Source organism: Corallococcus sp. AB018, from assembly GCF_003986945.1.
Taxonomy (GTDB): Bacteria; Myxococcota; Myxococcia; order Myxococcales; family Myxococcaceae; genus Corallococcus; species Corallococcus exiguus.
Window position 1 is genome coordinate 1 of the sequence record NZ_RAWR01000242.1, and the last position, 15,545, is coordinate 15,545.

At 68.7% G+C, this 15,545-nt stretch carries 17 protein-coding genes; 14 read left to right on the top strand and 3 right to left on the bottom strand.

Annotated elements, in window-relative coordinates:
• The 5 genes from folE to D7Y11_RS36095 form a co-directional block, all read left to right on the top strand.
• Positions 1-596, top strand: a 596-nt coding sequence (gene folE, locus D7Y11_RS36075; protein ID WP_306770482.1) for a GTP cyclohydrolase I, incomplete at its 5' end; no start/stop codon positions are given.
• Complete coding sequence (locus D7Y11_RS36080) at positions 593-2,020, top strand: FAD-binding oxidoreductase (RefSeq protein WP_126935948.1); 1,428 nt, start codon at positions 593-595, stop codon at positions 2,018-2,020. The genes folE and D7Y11_RS36080, both read left to right, overlap by 4 nt.
• A gap of 230 nt (positions 2,021-2,250) precedes the next feature.
• Positions 2,251-2,991 carry an RNA polymerase sigma factor RpoD/SigA gene (locus D7Y11_RS36085; protein ID WP_120565939.1) on the top strand — a complete coding sequence of 247 codons (741 nt, stop codon included), beginning with the start codon at positions 2,251-2,253 and terminating at the stop codon, positions 2,989-2,991.
• A gap of 148 nt (positions 2,992-3,139) precedes the next feature.
• A complete protein-coding gene (locus tag D7Y11_RS36090) occupies positions 3,140-3,880 on the top strand; it encodes a tetratricopeptide repeat protein (RefSeq protein ID WP_126935949.1) in 741 nt (246 codons plus the stop codon).
• Positions 3,877-5,745, top strand: coding sequence for a long-chain fatty acid--CoA ligase (locus D7Y11_RS36095; protein ID WP_121752994.1), 1,869 nt, complete (start codon positions 3,877-3,879; stop codon positions 5,743-5,745). Before D7Y11_RS36090 ends, D7Y11_RS36095 begins: the two co-directional genes overlap by 4 nt.
• Before the next feature lie 133 nt (positions 5,746-5,878).
• Here D7Y11_RS36095 and D7Y11_RS36100 read toward each other — a convergent pair whose 3' ends face one another.
• Positions 5,879-6,115 carry a twin-arginine translocase TatA/TatE family subunit gene (locus tag D7Y11_RS36100; protein ID WP_120576078.1) on the bottom strand — a complete coding sequence of 79 codons (237 nt, stop codon included), beginning with the start codon at positions 6,113-6,115 and terminating at the stop codon, positions 5,879-5,881.
• Positions 6,116-6,193: 78 nt separating this feature from the next.
• Positions 6,194-7,243, bottom strand: coding sequence for a sensor histidine kinase KdpD (locus D7Y11_RS36105; protein WP_126935955.1), 1,050 nt, complete (start codon positions 7,241-7,243; stop codon positions 6,194-6,196).
• 208 nt (positions 7,244-7,451) lie between these two features.
• Between D7Y11_RS36105 and D7Y11_RS36110 the strand changes: the two genes are divergently transcribed.
• The 9 genes from D7Y11_RS36110 to D7Y11_RS36150 all read left to right on the top strand — a co-directional run bounded on the left by D7Y11_RS36110 (position 7,452) and on the right by D7Y11_RS36150 (position 14,478).
• Positions 7,452-7,826 carry a response regulator gene (locus D7Y11_RS36110; protein WP_120576077.1) on the top strand — a complete coding sequence of 125 codons (375 nt, stop codon included), beginning with the start codon at positions 7,452-7,454 and terminating at the stop codon, positions 7,824-7,826.
• 100 nt (positions 7,827-7,926) lie between these two features.
• The gene (locus D7Y11_RS36115; RefSeq protein ID WP_120576076.1) at positions 7,927-8,256 is read left to right on the top strand and encodes an SCP2 sterol-binding domain-containing protein; all 330 of its coding nucleotides are present in this window, start codon (positions 7,927-7,929) and stop codon (positions 8,254-8,256) included.
• 91 nt (positions 8,257-8,347) lie between these two features.
• Positions 8,348-9,526 (top strand): CaiB/BaiF CoA-transferase family protein, encoded by a 1,179-nt coding sequence (locus D7Y11_RS36120; RefSeq protein WP_126935950.1) that lies wholly within the window; start codon positions 8,348-8,350, stop codon positions 9,524-9,526.
• A 146-nt stretch (positions 9,527-9,672) separates the two neighbouring features.
• Complete coding sequence (locus D7Y11_RS36125; RefSeq protein ID WP_120576074.1) at positions 9,673-9,969, top strand: hypothetical protein; 297 nt, start codon at positions 9,673-9,675, stop codon at positions 9,967-9,969.
• Positions 9,966-10,925 (top strand): ferritin-like domain-containing protein, encoded by a 960-nt coding sequence (locus tag D7Y11_RS36130; protein ID WP_126935951.1) that lies wholly within the window; start codon positions 9,966-9,968, stop codon positions 10,923-10,925. Before D7Y11_RS36125 ends, D7Y11_RS36130 begins: the two co-directional genes overlap by 4 nt.
• Positions 10,925-11,290 (top strand): holo-ACP synthase, encoded by a 366-nt coding sequence (locus D7Y11_RS36135; protein ID WP_120576072.1) that lies wholly within the window; start codon positions 10,925-10,927, stop codon positions 11,288-11,290. Before D7Y11_RS36130 ends, D7Y11_RS36135 begins: the two co-directional genes overlap by 1 nt.
• Before the next feature lie 40 nt (positions 11,291-11,330).
• The gene (locus D7Y11_RS36140) at positions 11,331-11,777 is read left to right on the top strand and encodes a thioesterase family protein (protein WP_120576071.1); all 447 of its coding nucleotides are present in this window, start codon (positions 11,331-11,333) and stop codon (positions 11,775-11,777) included.
• Positions 11,774-12,691, top strand: a complete 918-nt coding sequence (locus tag D7Y11_RS36145) for an alpha/beta fold hydrolase (protein ID WP_126935953.1) — start codon at positions 11,774-11,776, stop codon at positions 12,689-12,691. The genes D7Y11_RS36140 and D7Y11_RS36145 overlap by 4 nt, the downstream gene beginning before the upstream one ends.
• 35 nt (positions 12,692-12,726) lie before the next feature.
• Complete coding sequence (locus tag D7Y11_RS36150; protein WP_126935954.1) at positions 12,727-14,478, top strand: AMP-binding protein; 1,752 nt, start codon at positions 12,727-12,729, stop codon at positions 14,476-14,478.
• Positions 14,479-14,499: 21 nt separating this feature from the next.
• Here the strand turns inward: D7Y11_RS36150 and D7Y11_RS36155 are convergent.
• The coding region (locus tag D7Y11_RS36155) for a hypothetical protein (protein ID WP_233607502.1) at positions 14,500-15,545 on the bottom strand (1,046 nt) is incomplete at its 5' end.

The following is a 15,545-nucleotide window of genomic DNA, read 5'->3' on the forward strand; positions in this document are numbered from 1 at the left end:
GCGCCGTGCGCCCCGACCCCGCCGGTATGGCCCGAGCGGTCCGCGACTTCCTCACCGCCGCGGGGCTCGACCTCCAGGACGTGAACCTGCTGGACACGCCCACGCGCGTGGCCGACGTGTGGGCGAACGGCTTCCTAGACGGCTACGGCCGCACGCCCGAGGAGGCGCTCGGGAAGACGTACCCCGCGCCCGCGGACTCCTCCGGCGAACTGGTGGTCGTGACGGACCTGCGCTTCCACTCCATGTGCCCGCACCACCTGCTGCCCTTCACCGGCCGCGCGCACGTGGCCTACGTGCCGGGTTCGCGCGTGGTGGGCTTCGGACGCATCGGCGCGCTGGTGGATGTCTTCGCGCACCGGCTCATCCTCCAGGAGGACCTGGCCCGGCAGGTGGCGCGTTCGCTCGCCCGAGTGCTCGACAGTCCCGCCACCGCCTGCATCCTGGAAGCGGAGCAGGCGTGCCTGCGGCTGAGGGCCGATCACCAACGCGACGCCGTCACCCACGCGGAGGCCTATGAAGGACGCCTGCGCCGCGACGGCCCCCTGCGCCGCGAGCTGTGGGCCCGCCTGGGGGCTCGCACGGGAGCGGGCCGATGAACCCCGCCTCCCAGACCTTCGAGCGGGTGGCGCCCGAGCGCGTGGCGAAGGTGCTGGAGGCCCTGGCGGACGTGCTGTCCCAGGGACAGGTGAAGCGCGACGATTCCACGCTCGACGCCTACGCGCGCGACGAGTCCGACAGCGGCGTGTACCGGCCTGACGCCGTCCTGCTGCCGGAGACCACCGCGCAGGTGTCCGCCATCTTCAAGGCGTGCCAGGCGCACGGCGTGCCCTTCACCCCCTGCGGCGCGCGCAGCGGCAAGAGCGGCGGCTCGCTGCCCCTGAAGGGCGGCATGGCGGTCAGCCTGGAGCGCATGAGCCGCATCCGCTCCATCTCCAAGGAGGACCTCACCGCGGTGGTGGAGCCCGGCGTGGTGACGGGCGACCTGATGAAGGCCGTGGAGGCCCAGGGCCTCTTCTATCCGCCGGATCCGAACTCCTGGGAGTTCTGCACGCTGGGCGGCAACGTGGCGGAGAACGCCGGCGGCCCGCGCGCCCTGAAGTACGGCGTCACGCGCGACTACGTCATCGGCCTGGAGTGGGTGATGCCGGACGGCGAGGTGCTGCGCGTGGGCCGGCGCACCATCAAGGGCGTGGCCGGCTATGACCTGGTGGGGCTCTTCGTGGGCTCCGAGGGCACGCTCGGCGTGGCCACTGAAATCACGGTGCAGCTGATTCCGCTGCCCCGCCAGGTGATGACCGCGCTGGTGGTGTTCCCGTCCGTGCTGGACGCGGCGCGAGGCGTCTCCGCGGTGCTCGCCGCCGGCATCCTGCCGCGCTGCCTGGAGCTCATCGACGAGGTCGCCGTCCAGGCCATCGTGCACCGGGGCAGCTTCCAGTTCCCCCCGGACGCGGGCGCCGCCCTCATCGCCGAGGTCGACGGCAACACTCCCGAAGGCGTGTTCGCGGAGCTCCAACTGTTGGGGGACATCTGCACCCAGCACGGGGCCACCCAGACCCTGGTGGCCCAGGACGAAGGTCAGCGCGAAAAGCTGTGGGCGGCGCGGCGGATGATTTCCCCGGCACTGCGCGCGCTCAAGCCAGCCAAGATTTCCGAGGACATCGTGGTACCCCGCTCGAAAATTCCCGAGATCATCGAGCGGCTGAAGAAGATGGGCGAGGAGCTGGGGCTCACCGTGGCCACGTATGGCCATGCGGGTGACGGCAACCTGCACGCCAACATCCTGTACGAAGGTCCCAGCCAGCGCCCCCTCGTGGACGAGGCGCTGCGCCGCATGCTGGTGCTCACCGTGGAGCTGGGAGGCACCATCACCGGTGAGCACGGCGTGGGGCACGCGAAGCGGGAATATCTGGCGCTGGAGCAATCGCCCGCGCTGTTGGAACTGCAGCGCCGCCTGAAGGTCTTTTTCGATCCATCAGGTCTGCTCAATCCCGAGAAAATCTTCCCCGCGCTCAAGCGTTGAAGACTTCGTGACCGGAAACGTAGGTGCTGTCCCACCCGACACGTCACGCGCTTCCAAGGGCCCGGAAGTGCGAGTGCGTGACGGGCATTTGACAAGGGTGAGAGGGCGAAACGCTCTTCTTGGAAGGAATGAGAAACCCTTTCCGCCGTTGCGCGTCCTAGTGACAGGTGGACGCGGTTCGTCGGGGGATTCATCGCGTCCGGCAGTTTCGAACGGAAGGACGGGAAATCATGGCCAACTCGACGAAGTTCGCGGCAGAGGGCCTTTCGCATTACCTGCGTCACCTGGGCGGCCACCAGCAGCTCACGCGTGAACAGGAGTACGAACTGGCTCGCCAGGCCCGCAAGGGTGACGAGAGCGCCCGACAGACGCTCGCCAGCTCCAACCTCGCTTTCGTGGTCGCCGTGGCGAAGAAGTTCGCCAACCGCGGGGCCCGCCTGGACGACCTCATCCAGGAAGGCAACGTCGGCCTCATGAAGGCCATCGAGCACTTCGACCCGAAGAAGAACGTGCGCTTCGCCACCTATGCCGTGTGGTGGATTCGCGCCTACATCACCCGCTATCTGAAGGACAACCGCAGCCAGGTGCGCGGCGGTGAGGCGGAGCGCGGCAGCATGGTGGACTTCTCGCTGGACGCCACCATCGACGAGGAGGGCGAGACGACCTTCCTCGACCGGCTGGAGGACGGCGGTCCCTCCCCGCAGGAGACGTTCCTCTCCCGCGAGCAGGACACCGAAATCCAGGATGCCCTCTCCAAGGTGCGCAAGCGCATTGGCGACCTGGGCTGGGACATCCTCCAGGAGCGCCTCACGCAGGACAAGCCGCTGACGCTGGAGGAGCTGGGCCAGCGCTGGGGCGTGTCGCGCGAGCGCGTGCGCCAGGTGGAGCTGAAGACGAAGAACTTCCTGGAGCGCTACCTCATCGCCTTCAACGAGAACGAGGAGCACACCGCCACGGCCGACGCGGCCTGAAGCGCCAAGCGCGAAAGGCAGCATCTGTTGCATCGATGACGGGACCTGGCGGGGTGTTCACACCTTGCCGGTCCCGTCTTCGTTTTTGCCGCGCTGCGTCTGGCACGTTCGGTTGATGGTAGGCGAGCGTGCGTGCTAAGGCTTTTCGATGCGCTTGAAATTGCTTGCCCTTTGGGTGCTTTGGGCCATCCCGGCGAACGCCGCGGATCCCGCGCTGCTCGACCAACTCGACGCGTTGTACGCGAAGCGCAGTGACGCGGAGTCCGTGAAGGCGCTGGACAAGGACGTGTCCGAGGCGCTGAAGGCCGCGCCGGACGACTTCGACCTGGCGTGGCGAAAGGCGCGCATCCTCCAGTGGCAGGCGGACGGCGCCACGGAGAAGAAGCTCAAGATGGTCCTGGGCAAGCAGACCTGGGAGGCCGGGGACAAGGCCTCCAAGCTGCAGCCCGCGCGCGTGGAGGGCTACTACTTCGCCGCCTGCGGCATCGGTTCCTACTCGCAGGCCGTGGGAATCATGAAGGCGCTGGGCGACGGTCTGGAGGGCAAGTTCAACGAGCGCCTGGACACCGCGCTGAAGCTCGACGCCACGTACGAGTACGGCGGTCCCTGGCTGGTGAAGGGGCGCTATTTCTATGAGCTGCCCTGGCCGAAGCGGGACCTGGGCAAGTCCGCCGAGTACTACCAGAAGGCCATCGCCAAGTTTCCGCAGTCGCTGCGCGCGCACTACTACCTTGCCGAGACGTTGCTGAAGGACGGCAAGGCGAAGGAAGCGAGCGCGGCCGTCGAGAAGGTCAAGCAGGGAAGCACCGCGTACAACCCCGCTGAGGGGCAGCGCGTGCAGCAGTGGGCCAAGAAGGTGGATGCCGACATCCAGGAGGAGCTCAAGTGAGGGCAGAGAGTCAGGTCACGACGGCTCCCGCGGCGGGCGGGACGCAGGAGCAGAACCTCGTCCAGTTGCTCGTTCAGCGGGCACAGAACGCCTCCAAGGTAGGCGTGACGCACAAGAAGGACGGACGCTGGCAGGACGTCACGTTCGCGCAGGTGCTGGAGGACGTGAAGGCGCAGGCGGCGGGCCTCATCGCCCAGGGCGTTCAGCCCGGGGACCGGGTGGCCATCTTCGCCAACACCAGCTTGCAGTGGATCATCGCGGACCTGGCCATCAGCGCGGCCCAGGCCATCACGGTGCCCATCTATGGCTCCAACACGCCGGATGAGTGCCGCTACGTCCTGAACCACTCGGAGACGAAGCTGCTGCTCGTCGACAACGACGAGAAGGACGCCAAGCAGGCGGGCCGCCTGTCCCGCGTGCGCTCCAAGCTGGGGGACATCCCCACGCTGCAGAAGATCATCGTCTTCGAAGGCCCCATCTCCGGCGACAAGGAGATGTCGCTCGCGGACATGGTGGCCTCCGGCAAGGGCCAGCCGCAGGCGGCCGAGTCCGCGTTCACCGAGCGCGTGTCGCAGGTGAAGTTGGACGAGACCAACATGCTCGTCTACACCTCCGGCACCACGGGCGACCCCAAGGGCGTCATCCTCACCCACGGCAACTGGGCCTATGAAGCGAAGGCCACCCAGGCCATGGGCATGATGAAGCCGGAGGACTCCGTCATGCTCTTCCTGCCCCTGGCGCACGTGTTCGCCCAGGTGGTGAAGGCCGCGTGGCTGTCCATGGGCTTCCGGCTGATCATCGCGGAGTCGGTGGACAAGCTGCTCGCGAACCTGGCGGAGACGCGCCCCACGGTGCTGCCGTCCGTGCCGCGCGTGTTCGAGAAGGTCTACAACAACGTCGTGGCCAACGGCTCGGCGGCGCCCGGCGTGAAGGGCAAGCTCTTCAAGTGGGCCTTCGGCCTGTTCGACGAGTACTCCGAGGCCAAGGGCCAGGGGCGCGAGTACGACACGCTGATGTTCAGCCTGGCGAAGAAGCTCGTGTTCTCCAAGGTGCGCAAGACGCTCGACGAGAAGCTGGGCGGCAACATGCGCATCTTCATCTCCGGCGGCGCGCCGCTGTCCCGGAAGATCGCCTACTTCTTCGACCTGCTCGACCTCAAGGTGCTGGAGGGCTACGGCCTCACGGAGACGAGCGCTCCGTGCAACGCCAACCGGGTGGAGAAGATCAAGATCGGTACCGTGGGCCCGCCGGTGCCGGGCACGGAGATCAAGATCGCCGCGGACGGTGAGATTCTCGTGCGTGGCCCCTGCGTGATGAAGGGCTACTACAAGAACCCCGCCGCCACCGCGGAGGTGCTGGATCCGGACGGCTGGTTCCACACCGGTGACATCGGCGAGGTGGACTCCGACAGCTACCTGCGCATCACCGACCGCAAGAAGGACATCATCGTCACCGCGGGCGGCAAGAACGTGGCGCCTCAGAACATCGAGAACACGCTCAAGACCTTCCCGCTCATCAGCCAGGCCATGGTGTACGGCGACAAGCGGCCGTTCCTGGTGGCGTTGATCACCGTGTCCGAGGACCCGGCGCGCAAGCTGCTGGAGGACAAGGGCATCGCGGTGGGCACCTACGCGCAGAACTCCCAGCGGCCGGAGATCAAGACGGCCGTCGAGGAGATCATCAAGAAGGTGAACGCGGAGATTCCTCCGTACTCCAGCATCAAGAAGATCGCCGTCATGGACGCGGACTTCACGCAGGAGTCCGGTGAGCTCACGCCCACCCTCAAGGTGAAGCGCAAGGTCGCCAGCCAGAAGTACATCAAGACCATCGACGCCATGTACGAAGGCGCGAAGGTCATGGACTGACGCACCAAAGCCCGACGCCCGTCCGAGGCCGCTTTCGAGCGGTCACGGTACGGGCGTCACGGGTGAACGTTCAGCGATGTCTTTTTGCCGTCAGGGGCGGGGCCTTCCCGGGCCCACCCGGACGGAACCGCAATCAGGCGTGGTGGCTGGGCGACTTGGCGGCGACGTCCTTGTCCACGGTGGTGGACGCGGACAGCGTGCCGGTCTTCTTGTCGCCAGCGTCGTCCTTCTCCTCGTCGCTGGAGAAGCCGCGCTTGAAGTTGCGGAGCGCGCTGCCCAGGGACGAGCCGAGCTGCGGCAACCGCGAGCCGCCGAACAGCAGCAGCAGCGCCGCGAAAATCAGAAGAATCTCAGGAAGCTTCAATCCCATGGCTTCGCTCCTCACGAAATGCGCGAGGGAGCATACCGGTGGGAGGTGGGTCGCGCTAGCAACTCCGCCGGCCAGGGCTCACGCCTGCCAGCCCGCTGGATGCCCGAGTTCCGCTGGAAGCGATAAGGGCAACGTGAGGAAGAGGGTGGTGCCGCCCGCGTCCGCCTGGGCGCCCACCTGGCCGCCGTGGGCCTCCACCTCCTGCCGGGCCAGGAAGACGCGCAGCGGATCCTCCAGCTTGCGCTCGCGGAAGGCGCGCTCCTCGCACTGGAAGACAGCGGTGATGTCCTCTTCTGGAACGGCCGCGCCGTCGCGGCGCACCTCCACCCGCACCTGGTGACCCAGGCGCTCGGCGCGCACGTGGAGCGCCTCGCCCGGCTGCGCGCGCGCCAGCAGGTGGTGCACGAAGGCCTCCACCGCGTGCTGGATGCGGCCCGCGTCCACGGTCACGTCGGGCAGGTCCGGCAGCGTGTCCAGCACCAGCTCCACGTTGGCGGCGGACGCCGCGGCCCGCGTGCGCTCCACCGCGGCATCCAGGATGGGCAGGAGCGCCTGGCGCTCGCGCTCACACGCCAGCGCGCCCAGGTCCGCGCGGCTGGAGTCGAAGAAGTCCTGGGCGAAGGAGAGCGCCCGGTCCGCGTTGCGCAGGATGGTCTCCAGCCCCCGCTGCGCCTTGGGCTCCAGCGGGATGCGCCCGTTGAGCAGCAGCGCCGCGTACGAGCGGATGTTGGCCAGCGACCCGCGCAGGTCGTGCGACGCGAGCGACAGGAAGCGCACGCGGTCCTCCACGCGCTCGCCTGACGGTGAAGCCTGGGGCACCTGGGGTGAACCCGGCTCCGCGCTCCAGGGCACCGGCAGCGCCCAGACCAGCCGTCCGCCGTCCTCCAGCGGCTCTTCGCCCACCAGGACGGTGCGCTCCTGGCGCTCCCACAGGTTGCGCTCGCCGTCCTTGCGGCGGAAGCCCACGGCGGCCATCAGCCCGTCGATGCCTGTGACGGCCGGCAGGGGAGGCAGGGCCTCCAACCCCAGGTAGTCCAGGAGCAGGGGACCGAGCAGGCGGGGTGTCCCTTGACGGGGCAACAGCGCGAGCCCCGGTGCGGTTTCGTTGCCTCCAGCCGTCTCCCCCATCCACGTCACGCGGACCTCCCCTGGCCGAGCCTCGAATCACCGGAAGGGTGGGCAGTGACTGTCGGTTTTGCAACGGGCTCCCTCTCCGTCCGCGGGACCCTTGATTTCTTGCACCCGGGGGGCCAGTGATGGTGGAAGATCGACCTCCGGAAGCGGTATCGAGGAGACACCTCTGACCTCGCTCAACGCACAGCATGCTGAAGCACCCGTGGTGCTCGTCGTGGACGATGATCCCGACATCCTGGAGGCCCTCTCCGAGATTTTGGAGGCCGAAGGCTTCGAGATCCGCCGTGCCCGCAACGGCAAGGAGGCCCTGGAGCGCCTGGAGCCGGACCCTCCGCACCTCATCCTCCTGGACCTGATGATGCCGGTGATGGACGGCTGGGAGTTCGCCCAGCGCATGCGCCAGAAGCCTGCCTTCGCGGGCATCCCCATCATCGTCCTCAGCGCGGACCGCAACGTCGGCAGCAAGGCGAAGGACATTGGCGCGATGGGCCACCTGGCCAAGCCCTTCGAGCTCAACGACCTGCTGTCGATGGTGCGACAGTCCCTCAGCCCCTCGGCGGACACCTCTCGCGTCTGAGCACGCCTCCCGTGGCCGTGCTTGACCGGAGCGGTGGGGCACCACTACGGTCCGCGCAGGGCTGATTCACCAATCAACGCTTAAAACCAAGGAGCGAGTCATGGCGACCGCGAAGGACATCATCGAGGGGCAGATTCCCGAGAAGCTTCAGGCGAAGCCGGAGCTGGCGAAGGACATCAACGCCATCATCCACTTCGACGTCTCCGGCGACGGTGGCGGCAAGTGGACGCTGGACACCACCAAGACGGAGGGCTGGGTGTCCGAGGGTCTCAACGGCGCGTCGAAGATGACCGTCACGGTCAGCAACGACGACTTCGTGAAGATCCGCGAGGGCAAGCTGAACCCGCAGATGGCCGCCATGCAGGGCAAGCTCAAGTTCAAGCCGATGGACATGGGCCTCGCCATGAAGCTGGCGAAGCTGCTGTCCTGAGCCTCTGAGTCTCGTGTCGTACCGACGGCGCGTCACCCTGATGGGGACGCGCCGTCTGCATGTCTCCATCTCCCCCTGGAGCCCCCCTTTCATGTCTGAGCCGTCTTCCCCCCTCGCGGGCCTGCGGGTGTTGGACCTGTCGCGCCTCTTGCCCGGCCCGTACGCGACGCTGGTGCTCGCGGACCTGGGTGCCACCGTGGACACGTTGGAGGACCCGGACGTGGGGGACGCCACCCGCCACATGCCGCCGCACCGCGAAGGGGAGGGCGCGCTCTACTACGGGCTGCACCGCAACAAGCGCTCGCTCACGCTCAACCTCAAGACGCCCGAGGGCCGTGACGCGCTCCTGCGCCTGGTGTCCCACTACGACGTGCTGGTGGAGAGCTTCCGCCCTGGCGTCATGGACAAGCTGGGCGTGGGCGAGGCGGTGCTGCGCCAGAAGAACCCGCGGCTCATCTACTGCGCCATCTCCGGCTACGGCCAGACGGGGCCGGACCGGCTCAAGGCGGGGCATGACCTCAACTACGTGGCCCGCGCGGGCCTGCTGGGCTACGGCGGCGAAGCCGGTGGCGCGCCCGCGTTCCCGGGCGTGCAGATGGCGGACATCGGCGGGGGCAGTCTCTTCGCGCTGGTGGGCATCCTGGCCGCGCTGCATGAGCGCGAGCGCACCGGCGTGGGCCGCTTCGTGGACGTGTCCATGACGGACGGCGCGCTGGCGTTCCTCCACCTGCACCTGGCCTCGCGCCTGTTCATGGGGAAGGAGGGCTCACCGCTCCAGCGTGGAAGCGAGGCGCTCAACGGCGGCTTTCCCAGCTACGGCCTGTATCGCACCGCGGACGACCGCTGGCTCGCGGTGGGCGCGCTGGAGCCCAAGTTCTTCGGCTCGCTCTGCGCGAAGCTGGGCCGCCCGGAGCTGTTGGACGACGCGTACTCCGGCGGCGAAGCCGGCGCGCGCGTGAAGGCGGAGCTCACCCGCGTCTTCGCGAGCCAGCCCCTGGCGCACTGGCGTGAGCAGCTCTCCGGCGCGGAGTTCTGCGTGGAGCCGGTGGCGGAAGGCGACGAGGTGCTCGCGGATCCGCAGCTGCGCGCGCGCGGCCTCTTCGTGGAGACGGATGATGCGCAGCGCGGCATTCGCGTTACGCACCTGCTCACGCCGCTGCGCATGGGCGACGTCGCACTGCGTCCACCGCCCACGCTCGGACAGCACTCGCGCGTCATTTTGGAAGACGCAGGTTTCACGGCCGAAGAAATCTCGCGCCTGATTGCATGAATGACGCGTGAAACGAACCCGTGAGGACGGGTTCGTACGCGGATCCAAAGTGACCCGTTGATGATTGACAGGTCTGGAGCCACAGTTAGTCTTTCCTGTTTTAGACTGGGAAATCGACTTTCAAGCCCTGGGAAGGAAGGTCCCCCGTGCCCGACGCACAGGAGCTCGAGTCATATATCCGACGGAAGTTCGCGGAAAACGTGGGTTTCACGGAAGAAGAGTTGTTTTCCGAAGACCTCACACTGTCGGCGCTGATTACACGCTCAGAGCGCATGACCAACAGCGTGGACTTGATGGAAGCCTTTGCCCGCACCTCCAACGGGTTGCGCAAGGATTATGGACTGAGAGTTCGCCTGCCTGCACTGTCACTCGATACACCCGTGTCCAAGGTCCTGGCGGTGTTCATGGGTGAAGTCACGAACCCGGAGCGGAAGTCGGCATGAGCGTCCTCGCGCGCAGCCTCGAGCACGAAGAAGCGACCGTCACCCCCCCCAAGGTCCTCTCGCCCGAAAGCCGCCCGGCCATCCAGGCGGAGCTGTACGAAGCCCTCACCCAGCGGGGGCAGTCCCTGGTGGACATCACCTGGGAGCAGCAGCGGCTGCACGAGTCGCGGCGCTGGAGCGTGGTGGAGCTGCTCTCCCACGTGGACTTCGCGCACGTGGGTGAAGCCGACCGGCACCTGGTGTGGAACGCGGGGCGGGCGGAGCTGACGACGAAGCCGGGCGCGGACCGGCTGGAGCGGCTGGCGGATCAGGAGTGCCGCCGGTGGCAGGAGAAGAACCCCACCGTCGCCTCCATCATGCAGGCGTGCGGCACGTGGAGCCGCTACTGGAACGAGGAGGAGGCGCACCACGAGACGGCGTTCAACCGCCTGTCCTCGGTGCTGGGGCTGGAGCCCATCACCGACGCCACCTTCATCGAGTTCCGCAAGGTCTTCCCCGACGACGACATGCTGCGCACGCTCACGCTGCTGTCCATCTCCGAGGTGGTGGCGGCGGTGGACTACGGCCAGTGCTCGCAGATGGTCCAGGACCCGGGCCTGCGCGCGCTGTTCAAGCAGGTGGCGGCGGACGAAGTGCAGCACATGAACTACTTCATCGCCTTCGCCAAGGCGCTGGTGGACAGCGGCGCGTACAAGGCGAAGGAGGCGTTCGCGGTGGCGCACCTCTTCCTTCGCGACGGCGGCGAGGTGCACGGCAGCAAGCGCGAGCGCGTGGAGAACCGCGATACCCACGTCAACTGGTGGGATCAGCTGGAGCACCGCGAGGGCTTCTATGCCCCGGACGCGCTGCGCAAGAAGGAGCAGCTCATCTTCCACGCCCTCAAGCGCATCACCGGCATCACGGTGGCGTCGCGAGAGGAGCTGGAGGACACCTGGATGGACCTCGTCGGGTGTTGATGGGCCTGGGCCACGACCTCCAGGCCATCTCGGAGCTGGAGGCCGCACGGGCCCTGCGGGAGCCGGACGTCTTCTTCACCGCCGCGGAGCTCGCCCACTTCGAGCGCGCGGCGGATCCGGTGCAGAGCCTGGCGGCGGGCTTCAGCGCGAAGGAGGCCCTCTTCAAGGCGCTGCCCGCGGTCGCCGGTTGGTTCTGGACGGACGCCGAGCTCGTCCACGACGCCCGGCACGCGCCGCGCTTCCAGTTTCACGGCACGCTCGCGGAGCACCTGGCGCGCGAGGGCCTGCAGGTCTCTGTATCGCTGTCGCATAGCGGAGGGTTCGTCTCGACGGTGGTCATCGTGACGCGCGCTCCGTCCCCCTGAAGTCGCTGTCATCCCCCCGGCAGCCGAAGGACATCCCCCCGTGCACTTCGAAGAGTCGTCGCTCACGCTGCGCGTGCGTCCCAATGACCTGGACATCCTGGGGCACGTGAACAACGCCACCACGCTGGAGTACCTGGAGGCCGGCCGTTGGGCCTGGCTGGAGCGGCAGGGGCTGACGCGCGGGGGGCCGGTGGTGGCGGTGGTGTCGCGCGTGGAGGTGGACTACCGCCGGGAGATTCCCCCGGGCGACGTGGTGGTGCACACGGAGCTGGAGTCGCCCGCGGCGGACGAGCTGGAGCCGGACGGCCTCAACTACCGCGCGCGGTTCCGTCAGCGCGTGTTCCTGACGGTGGGCGGGCCGGTGGCGGTGGAGGCGCTGGTGAGCGTGGCCTTCCTGGACGCGCGGGCCCGGTCGCTCGCGTCGCTGCAGCAGTTCCTGGACGCCGCGCGCGCCCCGGTGGCCCCTGTCGAGGATCCGCGCCCATGAGCACGAACGTGAAGCCGGAGCTCGCGTCGCTGGAGTTCTGGGTGCCCACGTCCCAGGAGCACGCGCTGCACGTCGTGGAGGCGCGCCTGTCCGGGACGCCGGACTCCGCGCCCGGCATCCTCTTCGTGCCGGGGCTGTTCTCAGACGGCCGCTTCTTCCTGGGCGGGCAGGGGGATGGGTTCGCGCGCACGTTCGTGGACGCGGGCTGTGTGTCGTACGTCGCGTCCCTGCGCGGGCATGGCAAGAGCCGCTGGCCCGCGAAGCGCGCGTACAACTGGAGCTTCGACACATACGTGCGCCACGACATCCCGGACCTGGTGCGGGCCGTGCGCGCGCGTCACACCGGGCCGCTGTTCCTCCTGGCCCACAGCATGGCGGGCTACGCGGCGCTGGCGGCGCTGGGGGTGGACCCCTCGCTCCAGGCGTCGCTGTCCGGTGTGTGCACGCTGTCCTCGGCGGTGAACGACTACAGCGACGGCGGGTTCAAGAAGCGCTTCCAGCTGGGCTTCTCGTCCACGGTGGCGGGGATGTTGGGGCGCTTCCCGGCGAAGGCGCTGAAGCAGGGGCCCTGGGACGAGCCGGCGGGCGTGATGCGTCAGTTCACGGACTGGGCGCCCACGGGCGCGTTCCGGAGCACGGATGGCGCGACGGACTACTGGAGCGCGCTGGGCAACGTGACGCTGCCGGTGTTCGCGGGCGTGGGCTCGGCGGACGTGTTCCATGCGTCACCCCAGCGCGCGCAGAAGCTGGTGGCCCACCTGGGCAGTGCCCGGAAGGATCTGTTCGTCCTGGGGCGCGCGCAGGGGCTGAGCTGGGACGCGGGCCACTTCGACGTGGTGCGCGGAGAGCGCGCCCGCGCGGAGGTGCTGCCTCGCGTGCTCACGTGGATGCGCCAGGTGGCGCCCTCGCACTGAAGGACTGAAGGACCCGGAGGAGGGGAGTTTTTCGCATGCTCGACATCATCCAGCGACTGGAAGCGGTGGACCCTCGGCGCGGCCTGTTTCTCTACGACGACTTCGTCGGGCCGCCAGAGTTCGTGCCCTACCGGGAGTTCGCCTCCCGGGTGGCCGGGGCGGCGGAGCACTTCCGCGCGCGCGGCGTGGCGCCGGGCACGCGCGTGGTGCTGCCCTTCGAAACCTCCTCGTCCGTCATCTTCGCCTTCCTGGGGTTGATGGAGCTGGGCGCGGTGCCCCTGTCCGTGAAGCCGTACATCCTGAGCACGCCGAAGGGCCCCTACCGGGACTTCCTCGCGCGCATCCGCGAGCGCTATGGCGCGCTGCTCGTGCTGGACGTGCCCAGCATCGCTGGACTGGAGCTGCCCCTGGAGCGCCTGCCGCCGCCGCCCACGGGCGCGAAGCGTCCCGGGGTGAAGCTGCGCGAGGTGGCGCCCGGGGAGCTGGCGTTCGTGCAGTTCTCGTCGGGGTCCACGTCGTTCCCCAAGGGCGTGCCCATCACCCAGGAGAACCTGGCCGCGAACCTGCGGATGATCATCCGGCACGACAGCCGCACGTCCGAGGACCGGGTGACGAGCTGGCTGCCGCTGTACCACGACATGGGACTCATCGGCGGGCTGCTCACCTGCATCACGGTGGGCAATGATCTGCTGTTGGCCCAGCCCGCGTCGTTCCTGATGGACCCCATGGGCTGGCTGGAGCTCATCTCCTCCGAGAAGGTGATGGGCTCCGTCATCCCCAACTTCGCCATCGACTACGCGCTGAAGTCGCTCAAGTCGGCGGACGCGGATGACCTGAAGCGGTTGGACCTGTCGCGCGTGCAGAGCATCTACCTGGGCAGCGAGCCCATCAACATCCCCAACCTGGAGCAGTTCCTGGACATCCTCGCCCCGTGTGGCCTGCGGCGCGACGTGTTCATGCCCTGCTACGGCATGGCGGAGACGGTGCTGATGGTCGCGAGCGTGCCGCCGCGCCAGACGGTGCGCGTCATCACCGCGCCCAACGGTCAGCCCGCCATCTCCGTGGGCCGCCCGCTGACGGAGTTCGAGGTGCGGCTGCGCGCGGAGGACGGCCGGTTGTGCGGCGAGGGCGAGCTGGGCGAAATCGAGCTGCGCGGCGGCAGCCTGGCGCCGTCGTACTTCCTGGACGACCGGCCCCTGCGCGGCGACGACGGCTTCTACGCCACGGGCGACCTGGGCTTCCAGAAGGAGGGCGAGCTCTTCATCACCGGGCGGATCAACGACCGCATCAAGGTGAACGGCCAGAGCTTCTTCTCCGCGGACTTCGAGCAGGCCGTGGAGCGGCTGGGCTTCATCCGCCCGGGCCGCACCGCCGTCATCCAGGTGAAGGGCCGTCTCGTGGTGCTGGCGGAGGTGAACCACCCGGCCGCGTTGGAGCGCCTGGAGGACAGCCGCAAGCAGGTCTGCCAGTCGGTGCTGGAGACGGTGGGCGTGACGCTCGCGAAAGAGGACGTCCTCTTCATCCGCTACGGCCAGCTCCAGAAGACGAGCAGCGGCAAGCTCCAGCGCCGCGCCATCACGGAAGCCTATGAGCAGGGCCGCATCCGCACCGTGACGCCCATGGAGTTGCGCGCGGACCTGCTCCAGATGCGCGCGCAGCGGCTCGTGCTGGGCTCGGTGATGGTCGCGCGGCAGCGGGGCCGCCGGTGGATGGCCTCCGGGAAGGCGGCGCTCTCCGCGGGACTCCTGCGGCTCAAGCCAGGAGGCCAGCGTCAGGACGGGCCCTGAGCGGCTCCAGAGCCTCGGGCCTCAACGGGCCTTCGCGGAGGCCCACAGGTCCCAGCCGCGCGCCGCGTGGCACGCATCGCCCACCAGGTCCAGGGCGAGCTGGGGCTGCGTCTTGGACAGCGCCTCCGTGTCGCGGAAGGCGCCCGTGGCCTCCAGCCTCAGCGTCGCGTGCTCCAGCGCGGCCTTCGCCTCCGCTACCGCCACCGCCTGCGCGGGCGTGGGCTTCCAGCCCGTCTCGTCCCGGTATCGCCCCAGCGCCTCCAGGAAGTGGCCGTGGAACTTCACCATCTGCACCAGCACCGGGATGCGGTACGCGGGCGCGGCGGTGAGCGCGGCCTCGTACTGCCGCGCCTCCGAACCCAGCCGGTACACCAGCACGTCCACCTGCGCGTCCAGCCGCGGGCCCCACGCCTTTCGCACGGCGGGGAAGCGCGCCCAGCCCGCGACGGCCTGGAAGAAGTGGAGCCCGCCGCACGGGTGCGCGTAGATGCCCTGCTTGTTCTTGGGCACCTGGGGAAGGCCTGCCTTCATGCCTCGGAGCAGCTCCGCGTTCGCGGACTCCAGCGTGGCGAGCGCGGTGTCCATCACCGCGTCCATGCGCACCGTCTCTCCCGCGCTGTTGACGAACGAGCCCCCGGGCTCCAGCACGTGTGACAGCGCGTCCAGCGCCCACGCACCGTCCGGCGACGCGGCGAGCGCGGGGCGGAAGTCGTGCTGGAGCGACGCCACCAGCTCCCGCAGCGTCACCTTGCCCCACGCCGTGGGGAACGCATGCGAGCGCGGGTAACCCGCGAACAGGAAGGTCTTCACCTGGAGCGCCGGGTGGGGCTCCACGGGCGTGCCGTCCGGGGTGAAGGCGTCGAAGAAGTAGCGGGCCGTGCCTCCCGCGTCGGGGGCGTCGCGGCGCAGGTACCCCGCGACGATGGCGTCCGAGGCCGCGCGGCCATCCCGCGCGCGGAAGGACTTCCCGTCCAGGTCCATGCCGTGCGCGAGCGCCCAGGGTCTGGACGGATCCGCCCCGTGCGTGCGGCACTGCGCGTGGAGCACCGCGGACGCGGAAGGGGCGG